The following is a 20,493-nucleotide window of genomic DNA, read 5'->3' on the forward strand; positions in this document are numbered from 1 at the left end:
AACCAAGTCGATTCCGGCCGTTTAATGGAAAACCTGGAATACCTGACGGGCGCAAAAGAGGTAACGGTTCCCAGCGGCACTTTTCAAATCCTATCGCGGCACGCATACGAATATACAAATCTCATCGCGGAAGAATATTTAAAACAACGTCTCGAAGCTTACGGACTCGAAACTTATCAGCAGAATCACGACAACGGGATTGGAAACATTTATGCAATTCAGCACGGAGTTAAGTATCCTGAACAACAGATTATTATTTGTGCCCACTTCGATAGCATGCCCCGATCTTACATTGCACCTGGCGCGGATGACAACGGAAGCGGAACCTCGGCAGTCCTTGAAGCGGCGAGAATTCTCTCGAAGTATCCGACTGATTACACAATTATTTATGCGCTGTGGGATAACGAAGAACTTGGACTTCAGGGTAGTTATTATTATGCACAACAGGCTCGGTTGAGGAACGATAAAATTATTGCCGTTATTAATATGGATATGATCGGGTGGGATGGCAATAACGATAATATTGCAGAAATTCATTTTCAAAACTACAGCACCTCCTACGAAATTGTTCAAAAGCTTCAGGAAGTGAATACTAATTATAATATTGGATTAAATCTTTTAGTTGCAAATCAAGCAACAACTGCGAGTGATCACGCATCGTTTTGGTATAACAATTATCCGGCTGTACTATTAATAGAAGATTATGATGCGACAAATGGTTCAAGAGATTTTCATCCATATTATCATACGGCTAATGATAGAATTGAATACATAAATAAATCCTATTTCGAAAAGTGTTCGAAAGTTGCTATCGGCACAGTAGCGCTTTATGCCGGTGTTCAGAATCCTACATATGTTCATTCTCCGTTGCCTTCTTCATATAGTTTATCTCAGAATTATCCCAACCCGTTTAATTCAACCACGGTAATCAATTATTCAATTGATAAAGAAATGCCGGTAAAGATTGTTGTCCATGATCTTATCGGAAGGGAATTAGCGGTACTCGTAGATGAAGTAAAACCGCCGGCTTCATACAGCGTAAACTTCGATGCGTCGGATGTAAGGGGCGGATTGTCCAGCGGTCTCTATTTCTATTCAATGTACTCGGGTAATTATACAATCTCCAGGAAAATGCTCTACCTTAAGTAAGCCGGAACCTGAGCGTTGTAAGGACATTAGCCATTGTGTTATTCAAATCTTTCGACTTTACCGAGTAATTATTGAATTCGCGTCTTATCCTGTAAGTTTTTCTTAGCTGATCGAACTGCCTGCCCCGCTCTTCGGGATTAATCGCAATTATTTTTTTTATCAGTTCCGTATCCAGTGAAATATCATATACCTTTCCGGTAATCTCATCAATCAACTCTTCAAGACCATCAATTTTATCTGGAGCAATTTCCGGTTCCTCTATTTGAGGATAGTCGGGTTTCCATTCCGGTTTGCAATTCATAAACCCGCAGAATTTATTATAGATGAATAGCGTTCCGTTCAGTTTTCCTTCGAGCGAGTAACCGGCAATATGCGCCGAAGCAATATCAACAAGGCCGAGCAGTTCTGTGTCTATAACCGGTTCGTTTTCCCAGACGTCGAGGACTGTCCTGATATTCCGGTTTTCGAGAAGTCTTTTTTTCAGAACGGAATTCTTAATCACAGGTCCGCGCGAAGTGTTTATTAAAAGAGCTCCTGATTTTATCTCCGCGATATTCTTTTCATTCAATAGGTGAACAGTTTTATCAATTCCGCTCTTGTTGAGCGGGACGTGGAAAGTTACAACATCGCATTGAAGTGCATCGGACAGGCTCCGGAAATTCTCTTTCCCGAGTTTCCTCTCAAGAGGCGGATCGTTGATTACAGTCTCGAATCCGAGCGCACGGGCAAATACTGCCACTTTTGTCCCGATATTTCCGTAACCGACTATACCAAAAGTTTTTCCAACAAAACTTTTCTTCTCTTCCGTAAAAATTTTTGCAACAGCCCTAATTACGTATTCGGCAACCGAATACGAATTACAACCTGCTGCATCAGCAAAATAAATAACCCTGGATCTTAAATACTCTTTGTCGATATGATCCGTTCCGATTGTTGCCGTCCCCACAAACTTAATATTACTTCCATCCAGTAAATTCCTGTTTACATCCGTTATGGAACGGACAATTAAAACATCGGTATCTCTCAGCATCTCACCGGTTATATGACGGCCGTGCGAAAGCCGGACTTCACCGAAATTTGAAAAAGCCTCTTTTACCTGCGGAATATTCTCGTCTGCTAAAATGTTCATTGTCTTCCCGATTCTGATTTGCAAATATAACTCAATGGCGTTAAACTTAGTCAACTTGCTTCAATTTGTAATCACTTTATTAAATGTTTATTTTTGCGCCTGACTTTGAAAAAGGAGTAAAGTTTATTCAATGAAATTCAATAGAAGAACACATACATGCGGCGACTTGCGCGAAGTAAATATTCAGGAAAGTGTTGTCCTTAACGGATGGGTTGCCAACAGAAGAGACCTCGGAGGAGTAATCTTTATTGAGCTGAGAGATCGTTTTGGAATTACACAAATCGTTTTTGAACCTTCTTATAACCCTGCCTCTCACGAACTTGCAAAAAAACTAAGATCTGAATTTGTAATTTCGGTTGAAGGAAAAGTCCGCAAACGTCCGGTAGGAACCGATAATCCGGATCTCCCGACAGGACAAATTGATGTAATGGTAGATAAGCTGATTATTCTGAATCAGGCCGAGACCCCCCCGTTTCCGATTGACAATAATGTTGATGCCAGTGAGGATCTTCGACTTAAATATCGATATCTGGATCTGAGGAGAGGAGAGGTTCAGAAGAATCTGCTTCTGCGTCATAGAATGTACCAGATTACCAGAAAATATTTCGATTCCAATGGATTTGTTGAAATTGAAACTCCTGTGCTTATGAAAAGCACACCGGAAGGTGCGCGCGACTTTTTAGTGCCGAGCCGGCTTCATAAAGGAAAGTTTTATGCGTTGCCTCAGTCTCCGCAGACCTATAAGCAGATACTTATGGTTTCGGGATTCGACCGTTACTTCCAGATTGTTAAATGTTTCCGCGATGAGGATATGAGAGCCGACCGTCAGCCCGAGTTTACTCAGATCGACGTTGAAATGTCCTTCGTAGACGTTGAAGACATTTTTGAAGTAGTTGAAGGATTAATGAAGATATTCTTCAAAGAGATCTGGAACTACAATCTGGAAACACCGATACCCAGACTCAGTTTTGACGAAGCAATGGAAAAATACGGAAGCGATAAACCGGATCTTCGATTCGGTCTCGAAATGGTTACCCTGAATAATGTTTTTGAAAAATCGGAATTCCGTGTGTTCAAAGATTCTATCTCTCAAAACGGAATAATTACCGGATTGCTCGCCAAGGGTTGCGGAGATTATACCAGAAATCAACTCGACGTTCTTACCGACTATGTTAAAAAGCTTGGTGCGGGCGGACTTATATGGATGCGTGTAAAAGAAAATGATCTCGACGCTCCGATCGCAAAATTTTTGACTGATGACGAGAAGAAAAATCTGATCGCTCAAATGAATGCCGAACCCGGGGATCTCTTGTTTATTCTTACAGGTCAGAGACTTAAGACATTATCCGTGATGGGTAATCTCCGCCTCGAGATGGCAAAGAGAATGAATCTTATACTTGCGGATTCAAAACCGGCTTTGATCTGGGTAACAGAATTCCCATTGTTCGAGTGGGATGATGAGACAAAGCGTTACTATGCAATGCATCATCCGTTCACTTCTCCAAGAATTGAAGATATTCCTTTTATGGAAGCAGAACCCGGTAAAGTAAAAGCACGCGCATACGACCTGGTTCTTAACGGTAACGAAGTTGCCGGAGGAAGTATAAGAATTCATGATTCGGGACTTCAGGCATTAATGTTCAAAGCTCTTGGAATCGGTGAGGAAGAGGCAAAAGAGAAATTCGGATTTTTAATGAACGCGTTCAAATATGGAGCCCCGCCTCACGGTGGTATTGCATTCGGGTTTGATCGGCTTGTTATGTTGTTTGCCGGTAAATCATCAATCCGAGATGTTATTGCGTTTCCTAAAACATCCAGTGGACTTTCATTAATGGACGATTCCCCCTCGCACGTCGATGAAGCTCAACTTACCGAACTGCATATTCGAATAAAATAATAAATTCTATTGGGTAGGAGTTCTGTCCTACCCTTCCGGTTACAGGTAACAATTACCTGAAATGCCTCATTATTATTAATTTCTTTAAAATATTTCTTTGGATTAAGTCTTTCCTTTGCTATATTCCTTTCCGTAAGATGAAAAATTTTCCACTTTCCCAATTGGTTTGATATTTGTTTAAGTGAAGATCAGGATGTTAAGTTGAGTTTGATTTGATTAATCGGAAATTTTTACTTGAAAACAATTATTGAGGAATTTTAAGTGGGACAACAGCAACTTCTATTAATCTTATTGGGAATTCTGATTGTGGGTGTTGCAATTTTTGTGGGAATAAATCTCTTCCGCGCTAATGCCATCGAAGCCAAACGAAGTAATGTAACCAATGAACTTGTCAATCTTGCATCCTTAGCTCAACAATACTATATGAAACCTCTTTCACTTGGCGGCGGATCAAGATCATTTACCGACTGGCGCGTCCCAGATGAACTTAAAGTTACAGCCAACGGACATTTTACCGCAACAGTTTTTGCGGATAGTGTTGTTCTGGTTGGCATTGGAAATGAAGTAGTTACAAATAATGATTCAATACAGGTTGAATTAACTGTAAGACCTACTTCATATAGGACAGTAATAGTTTATTGATATATCAAAACAGAAATATTCTTTTATTGTAACTAATTAATTCATTAGCAACTAAATAACAGGAGTAAATTATGGGTCAGCAACAACTTCTCTTAATCGTATTGGGCGTTATCATTGTTGGTATCGCTGTTGTAGTTGGTATTAATGTTTTCACAGCCAGCAGTACGCAGGCTAACAGAGATGCAGTTATTGCAGATATGACAAACCTTGCATCTTTAGCACAGCAGTTCTACAGAAAACCGGAAGCTCTCGGCGGCGGCGGTAATACATTTACTGGCTGGACAGTTCCCGGCACGCTCGATACAACTGGTAATGGAACCTATGCTGCAACTGTAGCTGCTCAGTCGGTAACACTAGTAGGTATCGGTAATGAAACCGGTAATGACGGTTCCGGTCCGGTTCAGGCAACAATGGTGGTTGGTCCGAATCGAATCGAATCAACTGTCATAGATAATTAATTTTTTGTTTGAATTTTCTTAAATTGGAGGCGGTTAAATCAATTTAACCGCCTTCTTTTTTAGTTAAGGACGATTAACATGATTGAAGTTCGATTCAACGCGCAAAAAATTAATGGACAGGCGATTTCCGGCAACTTGAGCGAACCTACCTATAAAGAAGCAAAAAAAAAGATTCATAAGCTTGCCGAAAAACACCAGCTTAAAATCAATTCGATTGAAAAGAAAAGCTCGTACCTCTATAAAATAAGACGTGGTAAAGAAAAACCGATTATCGGCGAACAAAGAGCTTACTCTAAAGAGGAAGTCTCAAATGCACTCCGTAAACTTGGCTATGAAGTTTTATCGGTCAACAAGAAGCTACTCGATTTTAATTTTAAGCCGCCTCAGCAGGACATTGTTTCTTTTGTTAAAATAAGCGCAGAACTTCTGGATCAGAAATTGCCGTACAGTGAAATTTTAACCCTCCTTATTAATGATATTGAGAACAAAACCCTGAAGGAGACTTTAAAACAGATTAACAATGAATTGAAAAAAGGAGCCGATAGCGAAGCAACCTTTTTAAGGTATCAGGGAATTTTTGGAAAGTTTACAGCTTATATGTTGGGACTTGCATCTAAGAGCGGTAATATGTCAGAAATTTATAAAGCAACCGCAAAATTTTTGGAAAGACAGCAGGAGTTTAAGAAAAATCTGAGAAGCGCGCTCATTACTCCTCTTGTTACTTTATTTGTTCTCTTTCTTGCCGTCATATTTTATATCGGTTACATTTTCCCGGAAACGGCAAAACTGTTTGTCAAATTTAAAATTGATCTGCCCCCTTTAACTGCAGCGACTCTTCAAATTAGCGATTTCCTGATGGGTAATATGCTATTAATTACAATTGGAATGTTTATACCTGTTATCGGCATCTGGCAGTTTGCAAAGACAAAAAAGGGAAAACTTTTATTAGACAGGTTTATGTTCAAGATACCGATAATGGGCTCGCTTATACATAAAACAACAATTGAAGTTTTCTGCCGTGTATTCTATACTCTTTACAGCGGATCGGCTGAAAGTATTGAACCGATACGTATAGCAGCCGAAGCAACCGGCAATGCCTATTTTGAAAATCAGATTAAAACAGTTGCAATCCCGCTTATGATTAAAAAAGGAATTGGAATTACCGAAGCTTTCCAGGCGAGCGATGTTTTTACAGAAACGGCTCTTTCAAGATTCCATTCCGGAGAAGAGACGGGTACAATCAAGAATACTGCGCTTCAGCTTGCAAATTACTACGAAAGCGAAACTGTATTCAGACTTAAAAACGTAATTGAATTAATTCAGGTTGGAATTGCAATGGTGATTATGATAGTAATGATCGCATTGACACTAATATCGGCGGAGACAGCTACTATTAGTCCGAAATCACCGGTGATGTAAAAAAACATAAGGAAGCGGTATGATTGACGCGCATCTCGAAATGACTGATAAAATCGGTTACCTTTTACTCAAGAAGGGAATTATCGATTCAAAAATTTTAGAACAATCCCTTAAAATCAAGGATGCCGATCAATTAAAACAGAAGAGGAATCTGGCGCAGATCCTTGTTGAAGAATTTGGATTTGAACACGATGTTATCTTCCGCGAAGTTGCCGTCCTCTACGCATTCAAAGAATTGAACATTCATCCCGAGGAACTTTCGGAAGAGAGAGTCAGCGAGATAAAAAACCTGATGAATAAACAGGGGCCGGAAGTACGTAAAATGCTCCTCGAACACCGTGTAATTCCTTACAGGTATGACGATAAAATAAAAGATAAACTTGTTTTTGCAGCTGTTGATCCGACCGATAGGACGCTTGCAAAAATTGCATATACACTTAACGCAAAAAAGTATGAAATAAACTATCTGAGAAAAAAAGATTACGACCGTCTGATAAATCTGCTGGTTACTTCCGAGAATGAATACCTTAAAATGATCGAAGAAGCTGCCGAAGAGATGCAGGTTGTTCAGGAAGAGGTTTCGATCAATGAAGATGAACTTGATGCTGAAATAAATAAAAGTGCTCTTATAAATCTAATTGAAGCGGCTCTGGTTGAGGGGGTACGCAAAGGAGTCAGTGATATTCACATTATACCAAGGAGCGGTAACAAAACAGAAATTCATTTCCGCCTTGATGGTAAACTGCAGCTCTGGCATGTTCAGGAGGGAACAATGCCCGAAGCAGTTATGGCGGTTGTTAAAGACCGTTCAAAAGGCCTCGACAGATTCGAAAGAGAAAGAGCACAGGATGGATTTATACAAAGGGAAATCGATGGTCATATAATCCGCTTCAGAGTCTCCGTGCTTCCGACTGTAGGAACAGAACTTAAAAACAAATTTGAAAGTATCGTAATAAGAATTCTCGACGATAGAAAAGTAATAAGGGATTTAGGTAAGCTCGGTTTAACCGGATACTCAAATAAGGCGTTTGTAAAAGCCATCAGCCAGCCGCAGGGAATGATCATATTAACCGGTCCAACAGGTTCGGGAAAAAGTACTACTCTTATTGCTGCTCTCTACCAGGTTATAAATCCTACGAAAAATGTTTTAACAGTTGAAGATCCTGTTGAATATGTCATTGAAGGTGCCCGGCAGCTTAAAATCGGTCATAAAATGAATTTCGAACAGGCCATCAGATCAATACTCCGCCACGATCCGGATATTGTACTTGTTGGTGAGATGCGTGATAAAGAGACTGCCGAAACAGCTATTAAACTTGCTAATACCGGTCACCTTACGTTTTCTACACTTCATACAAATGATGCACCCAGTGCGGTAGCGCGTCTTTTCAAAATGGGTGTAGAACCGTTCCTGATTGCTTATGCAATCAACATTATTGTTGCTCAGCGACTGATAAGAAAACTGTGTACGGTTTGTAAACGGAAAGTTGAAAATCTTGAAGAGCATATTGCACTTGCGGGACTTGATATAAAGGATTGGTCCGGCAACGAAATTTATGAGCAGGTAGGATGCGATAAGTGTAATCAAACCGGATTTAAAGGAAGAATGGCTATACACGAAGCTCTCTATTTTACGAGGGAAATCAGAAGACAAATTGTTCGGTCGGGCGAGGAAGTTGATGAAGAAGCAATCCGCGAACAGGCCCGCAAAGACGGAACTATGAGTCTTAGAGATTCTGGTTTTGAGAAAGTGAAATTAGGTCTTACGTCAATTCAGGAGGTAATTGGCGCAACAATGGAAGACTAAAAAACTGCTTTAATCGTGACTAAGTTTTCTTATATTGCTTAAAAGAAATCGAAGAAAACACTATTTAACCAGAAATTCGGTACTTGCTGATGGTAGAACAGGCAAAAAAAATCCTCTCTGAATTTGCAAAGCAAATCCCTCCAACAATTCTCGGTCCTGAAAGAGTTCGTTTTATAATCGAGAATATTGACAGGATGACGCAGGAGGAAAAAATCCAGGTTCTTAACCTTGCAAACTATATTCTCACTGTAATGCTCGAAAGGAATGCATCGGATGTTGAAATAGGCGGTTTCGGTGCTCAGAATTTTGTCTGGTTCAGAATCTATGGAAAAAAAGAACGTGTAAAAGAGTTGCCCCAGTTTACAGCCGACGAAGCCTCTGCATTAATTGTTTCGCTCCTTAATAAAAATCAGTGCCAGTTCCTTCTTCAAAACAGAAACCTGGATTTTAGCCATACATACAAACTCGACAAAATTTCGCGTTACGTAAGGTTTAGAGCGGATGCTTACTTCGATCTGGATGCGCTGGCTCTTAATATGAGAGCAATTCAAGCTGCGGTTCGGCCGATCGAGTCACTCGATTTTCATCCCTTTGCTGTTAAAACAATGAGTCACAATTACATTAAGTTCGGACTCTCGCTTATAACCGGAATTACCGGTAGCGGTAAATCTTCCACACTCGACGCAATAATTGACTATCACAATCAATTTGATCCATGTCACATAGTAATAATTGCATCTCCCGTTGAGTATGTACATTCATCAAAAATTTCGATAATTAAGCATCGGGAAGTTGGCCGTGATGTCCTTTCCTTTAAAGATGGTGTAGTTCAGGCCCTTCGCCAGGACCCTGATATTATTGTTATTGGTGAAATGAGAGATCCTGACACTATTTTAGCAGCATTAGAGGTAACAGATACAGGTCATAAGGTATTTTCTACCTTACATACTTCTTCAGCTGTTGAGTCGATAGACCGTATAATTGCAGAAGTTAGCCCGGAAGAACAGGAAAGAGTCCGGAATCGTTTGGCAGACGTTTTGATATCTGTAGTGTCGCAAAAACTTGTGCCGAGCCTCGATGGAAAACGTGTTCTTGCTAAGGAAGTCCTGATCGTTACTCCAAGCGTTAAGGCGGCTATTAAAAACAACAATACAAGCGAAATTTATATGATGATTAATCAGGGGGGACAACAGGGAATGGTTACTATGGAACAGGATTTGTTGCGCCTCTTTACGGAGAAAAAGATTTCTAAGGAAAATGCAGTCGCTTATTCGAATAATAAAAATAGAATTCTTCAATTGATGAAGGGTGTTTAGTAGAATTGAAACCGGTTGTCTGTATATATTGTGAAGGGTCGGATACTAAAGTCGCGGTTCTTACAAAGGAGAAAGACACTATAAAAGTTTTAAGAGTGGCTTCCTTAACAATGTCGCAGTCCCTTCAGCAGCTTTCACGTCAGACTTCTCTCGAGGAGATTGAATCAGTAGATACTGGTAGTAACTTTTCATTCGAAAGTCTTGATGACGCCGCCCCTGCGGCAGAACCGGAAAAAGATACTTCGGATGTCGGTCAGCTTCAGTCGTCGCTGTTCGGATTGAAACTGAATCAATGCCAGTTTGTTCCAATAATAACTGAACCTGTTGTAAATTATCATAACTATGAAGGTCCGAGGGATGAAAATAAAAAGAAGCTGCTTCAGCTGGTTGCCAATGATATCCGGAATGTAAAAGGGATTTCAGTTGATCTTGATTCAGTTGATGTAACGGAATTGAATGACAAAGCAATGCTGAGCGTTTTTATCGAAGGGGAAATTCCTTGTGTCCATCTTGTAAACCTGCTCGCTAATTATAACAATAGAAGATATTTTAAAATTCCTACGGTCAAAACAGCGGAACTGTCGCTCGCTTACTATGTTAGTAAGACAAATAAATTCTTTCCCGAAGACAATACGCTGATAATTTATATCGGCAAAGAATATAGCAAACTGATTTTTCTGGAAGGACAGAAATTAAAACATATAGGCGCTACACTAGATATTGGAACAAAGAATCTACATACATACGATGTTTATTTTTCCAAGATTCTTCTTGAAATGGAGAACGGCGGAATACCCAAACTCGATAATATCATTCTGTGCGGCGAGGACCGTTCTGAAAACCTGATACTCTCTTTCTTCGGTACATTTCCAGAAGCAAATGTTAGTGAACTAAAGTTCGAGGACTTTAATAACACGCTTATTACTGAAGAAGATGCAAGAAATCTTGCACTCTATGCAATTCCGATTGCTTCGGCCATCGAATATTTTGATGAATTGAATAAGACTCATGTTGGTGTAAATTTCCTCCCAAAGTATATCCAGGAACATCAGAAGTTTTTGCAATTCGGATGGCACAGTTATGCGATTCTACCTCTCCTCTTCGGCGCAACATTCTTTTTCACTTTTGAAATCCTTTCGAGCTACAGGGAAATTAAAGACCTCGATTTCGAGATTGAACGTTTGACGGTTTTACAACAGCAGAATCAGGCCCTTGTTGATGAGATAACTCCACTTGACGCAAGAATTAATAATTTCGATAAAACACAGGCAATTCTGGATTCAGCAACCACCGGCTCGGGCATCTGGAATAAAAACTTAACAAAAGTATCGGACTTTATAGAAAGACGCAGAAATTTCTGGCTGACCAGGCTCGAAACGGTTAGCGCCGAAGAAGTCAAAATTAACGGGTATGCTTTATCCAGAAGCGTTCTAACAGAGTTTGCTCAATACAGTAATACCGCGTTATTAAAATTTATTAATTATGAACCTCTCCGCGAAAAAAGCGCTTTCGCCTATACAATTAATTTTAAACTCTCTGAAGATTCGTTGAATACTAAATGAGCAGTAAAGTAAAAAATACGATAATTATTGTCCTAATTCTGATTGCCATTATACTGGCAGGCGGTCTCTTTAATTATGTCTTCCTTAAAGGGAAGATAGACGACAGGGAGAAAAAAGTAAAGGACCTCAGACTTTATCAGCTTGATACTAAGGACCTTGAAGATCAACTCCAGAAATTAAAAAACAGAGTTGCTCAGCTCGATTCAATTCTTGTAAACAGAAAATATAATATACCTTTCAATCTTCCCCAATCGGACTTTTTCGATTTCATTAACAAAACCAGTTATTCGTTTTCGCCGGATTCCTATGTAAATATCGAATACGAGGATACTGAGGCTGGGGGTAATTTCAATATATATAACTATACTTTGAATGGTATTGCAGAGTTTAATGATCTTAACAATCTTATTTATGCAATAGAAGAGAGCAAATTGCTAAAGAAAATATCCGGTCTGGATCTTACAAATAATGTAAAAGTTGATCAGGACGGCACTCCTCATTATCTGGTGAGTTTCAAATTCAAGGTTGCGGTCTACTTCTCGAACGACGACCGTTTCTATGTTGCCAACTATACAGAAAATTCACTTATACCCAATCCTCTGTACGATATTTTCTATCCGTTGATTAGAAATGAAATTCCTCCGAATAAAGATTCTTTGCTCGACGTTCAGTCGGCAGTATTGCTGGCATTAATACCCGACGGTGCTTTTCTGGCTGATGCTAACGGGAATACCTATCTACTCTGGGAAGGAGACAGAGTTTATCTGGGTTATCTGACGAATATAAATTACCAGACCAATGAAGTTAATTTTGTCCTTAACAAGGGCGGTATTATTGAATCAGTTACATTGAAACTCGATAAAGAAAAAAAGCAGAGTAAATAAAATGAAAAAGCTAATTACATCCTGGCTGTTCCTGTCTTTCGTCTTTGTAAATTATGCTCAGGTTGATCTTAAACAGAAACTGCAGGGATACGTAAATCCCGAAGAACTTGTTACCCTTTCCGAAACTATTACTTTCGAGCAGGCAATTCAGGTCCTCAGTACTGTTAGTGAGAAAATCTCGGGTAAACGGGTTGTCTCTACTGCGGGAATTAATGTCCCGATCGGTGTTGAACTGGATAAGATTCAATATAAAAAAGCACTTTTCATAATTGCCCAATATCATAATCTTATTATTGAGGAGACTGAATCTGTAATTATTGTTAAGAAGAAGGATGCGGGAAAGGAACAACTCACTCCGGAAATTTATGCTTCGGTTGATGATAGGGAGGTTAAAATAACCGCTCTGATGTTTGAAGCAAACGTATCGGAAATGCAGGAGAGGGGCATTAACTGGCAGTTTCTGCTTTCGAGAAGCGGTCTTTCTATCGGCGGCGACTTTGTGACAGTTCAGGAGCAGCAGCAGAGCGGTTCATCTACTACCCAGGTTCAGCAAAAACCGCCGGCTTTCGATCTTTCAAGTACATCCACTTTTGAAATGGGACCATTTAAGGGAAATGCCACTGCACTCTTCAGATTTTTTGAAACCGAAAACCTTGGTGAGATTTTTGCAAGACCAAACGTCACCGTGAGAAATAATATTCAGGGAAGAGCTCAGGTCGGCTCTGACTTCTCAATTAAAGAGAGAGACTTCGCAGGTAACCTGATCGATAAATTCTATTCTACCGGTACAATTCTGGAAGTGACGCCTCATATTTATAATGAAGACGGAATTGATTACATACTACTTCAACTTAAGGTGGAAAGAAGTTCGGCTATACCGGATGTGGTAAGCACTGAAATAAGAAAAACTCAAGCTACTACGTCTGTTATGCTTCTGGATGGAGAGGAGACTGCAATTGGCGGTTTAATAGTATATGAAGAAACCACTGTCCGAAGAGGAATTCCGTTTCTAAGGGATTTACCATGGTGGGTTCTTGGGATCAGGTATCTTACAGGATACGACTCAAAAGAAATGGCCAAGAAGGAGATTATTATGCTCATTAAGGCCGAGATACTCCCTTCGTTGAAAGAAAGAGTTTCGAAACAGAAGGAAACTCAGGTCCTTAAAAAAGAACTTCAGGAAAATGCAGAAGCCTTGGAGAAAATAAAATCAAACTTGAAAAAGAATGAAGAAGAAAAATAGATCTCTTTGCGAACTCCGTATCTGTCCTATTTTTTTCAACACTGTTTCTGAAAAAAAAGAATTCTGAAATAATAAAAATGAAGCACTTTTGTTATGACTCTTCAGGTCCGTTTAATACTGATTACATTTGTAATTATTTTAATTGCTTCCATTGCAACAGCTGTAATCTACTATAATCTAACTGGCCAGCTTCTATCAAATTATCAGTCCAAGGACATACTCAATTCCACCAACGATTTTGTTTTTACGTTTCAAAGTCGAATTGAACAGACGGATGATGATTTTTCGAAAATCTTTTCAGCCAGTCCTGATATTGAAAAAATAAACCTGGATTCAACCGGAATCGATTTTATTTTTACTCTTGTTAACGACTCACTTATCAGTAATACTGAATTTAAGGTGAAGTCCAATTCCTACATAAATTTCCGTTCCCGGTCATTTAAGCAATTGTTTGTTGATAACCCGAACTTAATCCTTCGTTATGCAAAAATAAATAACGGACAGATTTTCTATTACGGTGTTCACATAACATCCGGATTCCTGGATAAAATAAGCGAGAAAATCAGAGCCGACATTGCCCTGGTGATCAACGATTCGCCTGTTGAATTTTCAAACTCCGCTAAGAACCAGGTCTATCTGTTAAATGTAATCAACGCAATTCGTGAACTGAAATTCAAAAATAATTTCGATCTTTATAAAGAGGAAATTGATAATGCCGATTTTGAAGCGGCCGCGATTTCACCACACCAGATCCTCACTCCCGGTGCAAAAATCAGCTTTGTTGTATTCAAGACTTATCAGGAGGGTGTGGGTCTTAAAAATACTTTACGGGACGTAATGCTTATTATACTTACATCCGGAAGTTCACTTGCCTTTATTTTCATTCTCCTTTTCACAACAAAACTGCGGAAACAGATCGGACTTTTAAGTGAGGGCGCAGAAATTACACGGAAAGGGGATCTGAATCATAGGGTTCAGATAGTATCGAATGACGAACTTGGAAGATTAGGCGAAGCTTTCAACCAGATGTTGAATGAACTTAAAAAGAAAGACGATGCTGAAAAGGAGTATACCGACTTTATTTCTCTTATAAACCAGAGCTCCACTCTCAAAGAGGTTTCCGAAACGTCTCTCAATAAGATTATTAAATCCACAGGCATGGCATTCGGCGTCCTGTACATGGTCGACGAAAAAAATCTCCGCCTTATCTCCTCAACGGGAATCGGGAAAAATATTGTTAAACCTTCTCAGGAACCCGATCTCTATAGTAATTCAATTGATAAAAAGGAAGTTGTCGAATTCAATTTCAGCGAGAATTTCCCTGAAATTAAAACAGGTCTTACTTCCATCAAAATAAAATATATTTTAATCTACCCTATTGTCTACAACAGGGAGACAATCGCAATTCTTGAGCTTGCTTCCGATTCGGAACCGGGCGGTAGGGTTAGAAACTATATCGATAATATACAGGAACAGCTTGCATTTGGACTTGTAAACGCCCGCTCACTCGAGCAACTGGAAAACTATGTTGTTGAACTCAGAAGGCTTAACGAAGAATACCAGAAACAGAATAAGCAGATAATCGAACAGAATGACGAGCTGAAAGAACTTCACAGGCAGATAAATGAAAAAGCTCTTGAGCTTGAAAAACAGAGAATAAAAGCAGTTGAGCTTACTAAAGTAAAATCCCAGTTTCTTGCAAGTATGTCCCATGAGCTTCGCACCCCGCTTATCTCCATCCTGGGCCTGACAGAACTAATTTTGAAAGACGATGTTACCCCCCCGAAGTCTAAAGAAAGAATGGGGATTGTATACCGTAATGGTAAAAAACTCCTAGGTATGATTACCAATATTCTCGAATTTTCGAAATTTGAATCGGGCAGAATAGAAATCAAAAAAGATAATTTTCTGCTTAGCGACCTGCTTGAGGATATTAACACCAACATTCATCAGATTGCTTCGGATAAAAACCTTAAGTTCGTTATTGAATCCCCTTCGGGTAAAAACCTGCTTCTTAATACCGATAAAAGCAAACTCGAACAGATCCTTAATAATCTTATCACAAATGCCGTTAAATTTACTGAATCCGGTGCGGTTAAACTTACTATTGTACTCCAAAATAATCTTGATCTGAATTTTTCGGTTTCCGACACAGGAATTGGAATCTCGGAGGAGAATCAGAAAATAATTTTTTCCGAGTTCAGGCAGATTGATTCCGGATCGTCCCGAAAATACGGGGGAGCCGGACTCGGGCTTACGATTACAAAACGTTATGTTGAACTACTGGGCGGGGCACTTTCTCTTAATAGTCAATTAAGCAAAGGTTCTGAGTTCTCTTTTGTACTGCACGATATTGTTCTGGATATCTTTGATGTTCCTCTCAGGGATTTTCTTACAATCCATGAAGATACCGGTAAGGATTCTATTAAGAAGACTGCTTATATATCATGCAAAAACTCCGACACATTAAAATTTATTACAGATTATCTCCACTCATATGACTATGAACTTATCCCTTATCAGATCGGTAAAATTGATTTGAACAATACCGGCCGGCCGGCACCGGAGGCATTTATTTTCTGCTGCGATGATATCAAAGAGAATTTGATCCGCGAAGTGGCCGAAATTAAATCGAATCCATCCGGCCGGGACGCAGTTATAATTCTGATTTCAATCCTTGAGAATGAGAAAGTAGGATGGCTTCCAGCTATATTCGATTATATAGTTGAACCGGCTACTCTCAACGAAATTGAAAGAGTAGTTAAAAACCTAGAGCTTTTTTCTCAAAGCAGAATACCGGAAATTGTTTTTGCATCCAGGGATCCAATGAAGTTTAAAAGCTTGATTTCGAATGAAAATACGCCGGAAAGGAGAATAAAATTTACTGACGATTTGAATTCACTAATAACTAATCCGGGAAAAGATTCCAGTCATATGGTGATTGTTGATTTTGATTCGTTCAAATCCGATGCATTAGAATTCCTTCTTAAGGTTGAAGAGAACAGACTGAACAGGAATTTCTTTACAGTTCTTAATGTCAGTAAAGACAATCTCGAGAAGGAGTTTGAGTGGATAAATTCTGGTATTAAAGAACTGACTCTGCAAAGCAAGAATCATCCCCTCGATGTTTTAAAAAGCCTTAAAGAGAGATTAATGATTGATTCTGGATTATCCGGCAGGAATAATAATTTAATTGAAGAGAAAATCGGCGATAACTTTTCGGTAGTTGGCGACAATGGATTATCTGAACAGAAGCAAACTATTTTAATTGTTGATGACGATCCGGATACTCTCTTTACAATCGGTGAGTTCGTTAAAGAGCTTAACTATGAAACCGTCTTTGCTCATAATGGTACGGAATGCCTTCTAATGCTCAACCATATTAATCCCGACCTTATATTGCTCGACATTATGATGCCCCAGATGGACGGATTTGAAACTGTAAAAAGAATACGGAGCGAAAATCGAGTATCATCTATTCCGGTTATTGCCCTTACTGCATATGCTATGCTCGATAATAAAGAAGTAGTTACCAAGAATGGGTTTAATGATCTGGTAACCAAGCCGATCAATTCAACTCTTCTTGCCTCGAAAATAAGTATGTACATAAATTCCAGGATTGATGTAAAATGAAAAAAATTCTAGTAATTGATGATTATCCCGACAATGTGTTTCTTCTTCAAGACCGGCTTGAACATGAAGGTTTTGAAGTGATAAAAGCCTACGACGGCGAAATGGGAATTCATAAAGCATTTAACGAACAACCGGACCTTATACTGCTCGATATTATGATGCCGGGAGTTTCAGGGTATGACGTTTGTAAAACCCTTTCGATGAAAGATGAAACTAAGCTAATTCCTATCATTCTCCTGACCGCCTTAACTGAAGCGGATAACTTAAAAGCCGGACTCCAGGCCGGTGCGTTCGACTATATAAAAAAACCTTTCAATAAAACCGAACTTGTTGCACGGATAAATTCGGCTTTGAGGTTCAGCGAGACAAATAAATTCCTTATCGAAATCGAGAAGATCAAGACTTTTGCCGCTACGGTTGTTACAGCAAACCACGAAATCAAACAGCCGCTTACGCTGATCAATCTTTCTACAACAGCAATAAGGAGAGAACTTGCAAAAGAGAATTCATCCACAGATGTTGTTTTAAAACGGATTGAGTTTATTGAAAATGCGGCAAAAGAAATTATTAAAGTTCTTGAGAAGATGGGTTCTATTAAAAAACCTGTTATTACACCGTATGTGAATAATCTTAATATAATTGATCTGAATTCAGATACGGATAAACCTAACTAATAAGCTCCCTTATTACCGATAACATTTCTTCGAAGTTGTATGGCTTGCTTATTGTTTTATCGACGAGCGAATTAATTTCCTCCTCGCAATAGGAATCGCTTTGAGAACCGGAAGCCAGTATTATCGGTACTTTAAGTTTCATCTCCTTTATTTTCCGGATGCACGTTACTCCGTCCATATCCGGCATTTTTTGATCGATAATTAAAAGATCGGGTTTTAATCCGGCTTCTAATTCCTTTAAAACATCATCGCCGTTGGAAGAGGTTATTACATTGAATTCGTATGAGATCAGAAGTTCGGCCAGTAATTCCCGCAGTATATCTTCATCTTCGGCTATCAGTATTGATTTCTGTTTGTGTTCCGGTTTCTCTTTTATGTGTAGAATTGCAGGTAGCTTTAGTGTAAACTCGGTTCCTTTATTCTTCTCACTCGAAACTTTTATGACTCCGCCGTAATCATCAATAATTTTTTTAACTATTGATAATCCTACACCCCTGTTTTTATTCCTCGCCTTTGTAGTAAAATTGATATCAAAGATTGAAGGCATTATTGAAGGATCAATTCCTTCGCCGTTGTCTGCAATTCGTACCTGAACAAACGAACCCCTTTCAAATAAACCGGGCTCAGTACTCTGGAGTTTTGGATTGTTAGTAGTAATTGTAATTGTCCCTTTTTCTTTGATTGCCTCCGAAGCATTGATTATCAGGTTCATAAAGACCCTGTAAAAGTCGGAATAACGCCCTTCAACAAAAGAGATTCCGGAATCGAGCCGGAGGTTAAATGTAATTTTTTCTTTGAGATGGATTGATATTGTATTGATAAGGTCGTTTATCAGTGTGTTAAGATTGATCCTTTTCTTTTTTACCGTTCGCGATGAAGATTCAATAAGAAGATCTTCAATGATTTCGGCCGCCATGTATGTTCCGTTTTCAATACTGCTCAAGAGGGGAGTAACCTCTTCGGGATTCGTAACCTTTTTCTTAAGTAATTCAACGCTGTTCAGTATTCTTGTGAGTATGTTGTTAAGATCGTGTGCCGCGTGACTTACCGGTGCCGGTTTTTCTTTGGACTGCATCTTATTTTAAATTGTACTTTATGATTTTTGAATAGAGAGTTTTTTGACTTATCCCGAGCATTCGAGATGTATTTTCCCTGTTCCAGTTGTTCTGTTCCAGGGCTCTTTTAATATGGATTTTCTCCAGTTCCTCGAGAGAAACCAGTGAACCATCACTGTTGGTGAAATTCGAAAAATCGAAGTCGTCTTTGGGAATATTAAGGTCTTTTGGGATAATGAACTCACCGTCGGAAAAAATAACTGCTCTTTCAATTATATGCTCAAGCTCCCTTACGTTTCCGGGAAAATTGTATCTCATCAATTCTTTTCTGGCTTCTTCGGATAATTTTTTGACGGCTCTGACCGGTGATTTTTTCTGAAGAAAATATTCAGCCAGCTGCAGGACATCACCCTGCCGCTCCCTGAGAGGCGGAATAGTCAGAGTAATTACATTTAATCTGAAGAGAAGGTCCCTCCGGAAATTTTTATTCTCGGCTTCCTGCATAAGATTCTTATTGGTTGCACCGATCACCCTTACAGAGGAAGAAAGATTTGTAATGCCGCCGACTCTTCTGAATTCGCCGTTTTCAAGGAATCTGAGAAGTTTGGGTTGTAGCGAAAGGCTCATTTCGCCGATCTCGTCCAGGAATAAAGTTCCGCCGTTGGCTATTTCTACCAATCCCTGTTTCGATGTCTTGGCATCTGTGAAAGCACCTTTTTCGTAACCGAACAGTTCGCTTTCCATTAACTGATCAGGAAGCGATGCGCAATTGATTGCTACAAATGGTTTGTTATTCCGATCGGAGTTCTTATGAATGTATTCTGCAAACAACTCCTTCCCGGTACCCGTTTCTCCCTCCAGAAGTATATTCGATTCCGATTTTGCTGCCCTTTCTGCAAGATTGATAACGTTTTTAATACTTTCGCTTTCACCGATTATGAAGTTGGGAATTACTTGATCGATCTTCGATGTGAGTATTTTGTTTTTTATTATCAGGTCGCGGTGCTCAAGAGCTCTGTCGATTGTTAGGCAGAGCTGACCGAATTCATACGGCTTTGTTATAAAATCGTATGCACCCTGTTTTATACATTCAATTGCTGTCCGGACATCAGTCTTTGCGGTAAGAACAATTACTTGTGTGGAAGGGTGGTTCTCTTTTACAAAACCGAGGACTTTTTCGCCGTGGACTTCGCGCATTTCAAGATCAAGCAGAAGAACATCGTAAGTTTTCTTTTTAAAATTCTCAATGGCATCTTTTCCGTCGTATACCGTATCCACATTGTGGCCTTCATTTACAAGTTCTTCTTTAAGAAGATAGCATAAGGTTTCGTCGTCGTCGGCAATCAGGATTTTTGTGTTTTTCATAGAACTTTTGTCATTAATTTTTGCGAAAAATAAAGAATTTTAATGATAAATCCTTAATGCGGTTGAAAATGATTTTGGAATTGTCTGTGGACTTAATCACAATAATCTAAAATATTACAGCCGGTTTGGAATTTTTAAGGGGATGGTTTATATTTGTGCTCTAAATTTTGACGGAGGGCGCGTAGCTCAGGGGTAGAGCATATGCCTTTTAAGCATAGGGTCGGTGGTTCGATCCCACCCGCGCTCACGATTTAAAGCCT

At 39.3% G+C, this 20,493-nt stretch carries 15 protein-coding genes and 1 tRNA gene; 13 read left to right on the plus strand and 3 right to left on the minus strand.

The features are described 5' to 3' along the window. Positions 1 to 24 precede the first annotated feature (24 nt). Positions 25 to 1,149, plus strand: a complete 1,125-nt coding sequence (locus tag PLZ15_07010; GenBank protein ID HOI29499.1) for a M20/M25/M40 family metallo-hydrolase — start codon at positions 25 to 27, stop codon at positions 1,147 to 1,149. Here the strand turns inward: PLZ15_07010 and PLZ15_07015 are convergent. Then, the gene (locus PLZ15_07015) at positions 1,142 to 2,278 is read right to left on the minus strand and encodes a 4-phosphoerythronate dehydrogenase (protein HOI29500.1); all 1,137 of its coding nucleotides are present in this window, start codon (positions 2,276 to 2,278) and stop codon (positions 1,142 to 1,144) included. The two genes, PLZ15_07010 and PLZ15_07015, sit on opposite strands and share 8 nt — an antisense overlap. A gap of 130 nt (positions 2,279 to 2,408) precedes the next feature. Between PLZ15_07015 and aspS the strand changes: the two genes are divergently transcribed. The 11 genes from aspS (at position 2,409) to PLZ15_07070 (ending at position 17,813) form a co-directional block, all read left to right on the plus strand. Beyond that, on the plus strand, positions 2,409 to 4,175 hold the full coding sequence (gene aspS, locus PLZ15_07020) for an aspartate--tRNA ligase (GenBank protein ID HOI29501.1): 1,767 nt from the start codon (positions 2,409 to 2,411) through the stop codon (positions 4,173 to 4,175). Positions 4,176 to 4,436: 261 nt separating this feature from the next. Further along, complete coding sequence (locus PLZ15_07025; protein ID HOI29502.1) at positions 4,437 to 4,817, plus strand: hypothetical protein; 381 nt, start codon at positions 4,437 to 4,439, stop codon at positions 4,815 to 4,817. 71 nt (positions 4,818 to 4,888) lie between these two features. Next, positions 4,889 to 5,275: a hypothetical protein gene (locus PLZ15_07030; protein ID HOI29503.1), complete on the plus strand. Its 387-nt coding sequence runs from the start codon at positions 4,889 to 4,891 to the stop codon at positions 5,273 to 5,275. 78 nt (positions 5,276 to 5,353) lie between these two features. Then, positions 5,354 to 6,694 (plus strand): type II secretion system F family protein, encoded by a 1,341-nt coding sequence (locus PLZ15_07035; protein HOI29504.1) that lies wholly within the window; start codon positions 5,354 to 5,356, stop codon positions 6,692 to 6,694. Between the two features lie 19 nt (positions 6,695 to 6,713). Continuing rightward, on the plus strand, positions 6,714 to 8,501 hold the full coding sequence (locus PLZ15_07040) for a GspE/PulE family protein (GenBank protein HOI29505.1): 1,788 nt from the start codon (positions 6,714 to 6,716) through the stop codon (positions 8,499 to 8,501). 89 nt (positions 8,502 to 8,590) lie between these two features. Beyond that, on the plus strand, positions 8,591 to 9,817 hold the full coding sequence (locus tag PLZ15_07045) for a PilT/PilU family type 4a pilus ATPase (GenBank protein ID HOI29506.1): 1,227 nt from the start codon (positions 8,591 to 8,593) through the stop codon (positions 9,815 to 9,817). 110 nt (positions 9,818 to 9,927) lie between these two features. Further along, positions 9,928 to 11,379, plus strand: a complete 1,452-nt coding sequence (locus PLZ15_07050; protein HOI29507.1) for a hypothetical protein — start codon at positions 9,928 to 9,930, stop codon at positions 11,377 to 11,379. Then, positions 11,376 to 12,263, plus strand: coding sequence for a hypothetical protein (locus PLZ15_07055; GenBank protein HOI29508.1), 888 nt, complete (start codon positions 11,376 to 11,378; stop codon positions 12,261 to 12,263). Before PLZ15_07050 ends, PLZ15_07055 begins: the two co-directional genes overlap by 4 nt. Before the next feature lies 1 nt (position 12,264). Further along, positions 12,265 to 13,506 (plus strand): hypothetical protein, encoded by a 1,242-nt coding sequence (locus tag PLZ15_07060; protein HOI29509.1) that lies wholly within the window; start codon positions 12,265 to 12,267, stop codon positions 13,504 to 13,506. A gap of 93 nt (positions 13,507 to 13,599) precedes the next feature. Then, positions 13,600 to 17,139 carry a response regulator gene (locus PLZ15_07065; GenBank protein ID HOI29510.1) on the plus strand — a complete coding sequence of 1,180 codons (3,540 nt, stop codon included), beginning with the start codon at positions 13,600 to 13,602 and terminating at the stop codon, positions 17,137 to 17,139. Beyond that, entirely contained in the window at positions 17,136 to 17,813 is a 678-nt protein-coding gene (locus tag PLZ15_07070; protein ID HOI29511.1) for a response regulator, read from the plus strand. The genes PLZ15_07065 and PLZ15_07070 overlap by 4 nt, the downstream gene beginning before the upstream one ends. Here the strand turns inward: PLZ15_07070 and PLZ15_07075 are convergent. Beyond that, positions 17,806 to 18,888 carry a response regulator gene (locus PLZ15_07075; protein ID HOI29512.1) on the minus strand — a complete coding sequence of 361 codons (1,083 nt, stop codon included), beginning with the start codon at positions 18,886 to 18,888 and terminating at the stop codon, positions 17,806 to 17,808. The genes PLZ15_07070 and PLZ15_07075 overlap by 8 nt on opposite strands. Position 18,889: 1 nt before the next feature. After that, complete coding sequence (locus PLZ15_07080) at positions 18,890 to 20,233, minus strand: sigma-54 dependent transcriptional regulator (protein HOI29513.1); 1,344 nt, start codon at positions 20,231 to 20,233, stop codon at positions 18,890 to 18,892. Between the two features lie 175 nt (positions 20,234 to 20,408). Between PLZ15_07080 and PLZ15_07085 the strand changes: the two genes are divergently transcribed. After that, positions 20,409 to 20,480: transfer RNA gene (locus PLZ15_07085), tRNA-Lys, on the plus strand. Positions 20,481 to 20,493: the final 13 nt, after the last annotated feature.

This window comes from Melioribacteraceae bacterium (assembly GCA_035362835.1).
GTDB lineage: Bacteria > Bacteroidota > Ignavibacteria > Ignavibacteriales > Melioribacteraceae > DSXH01.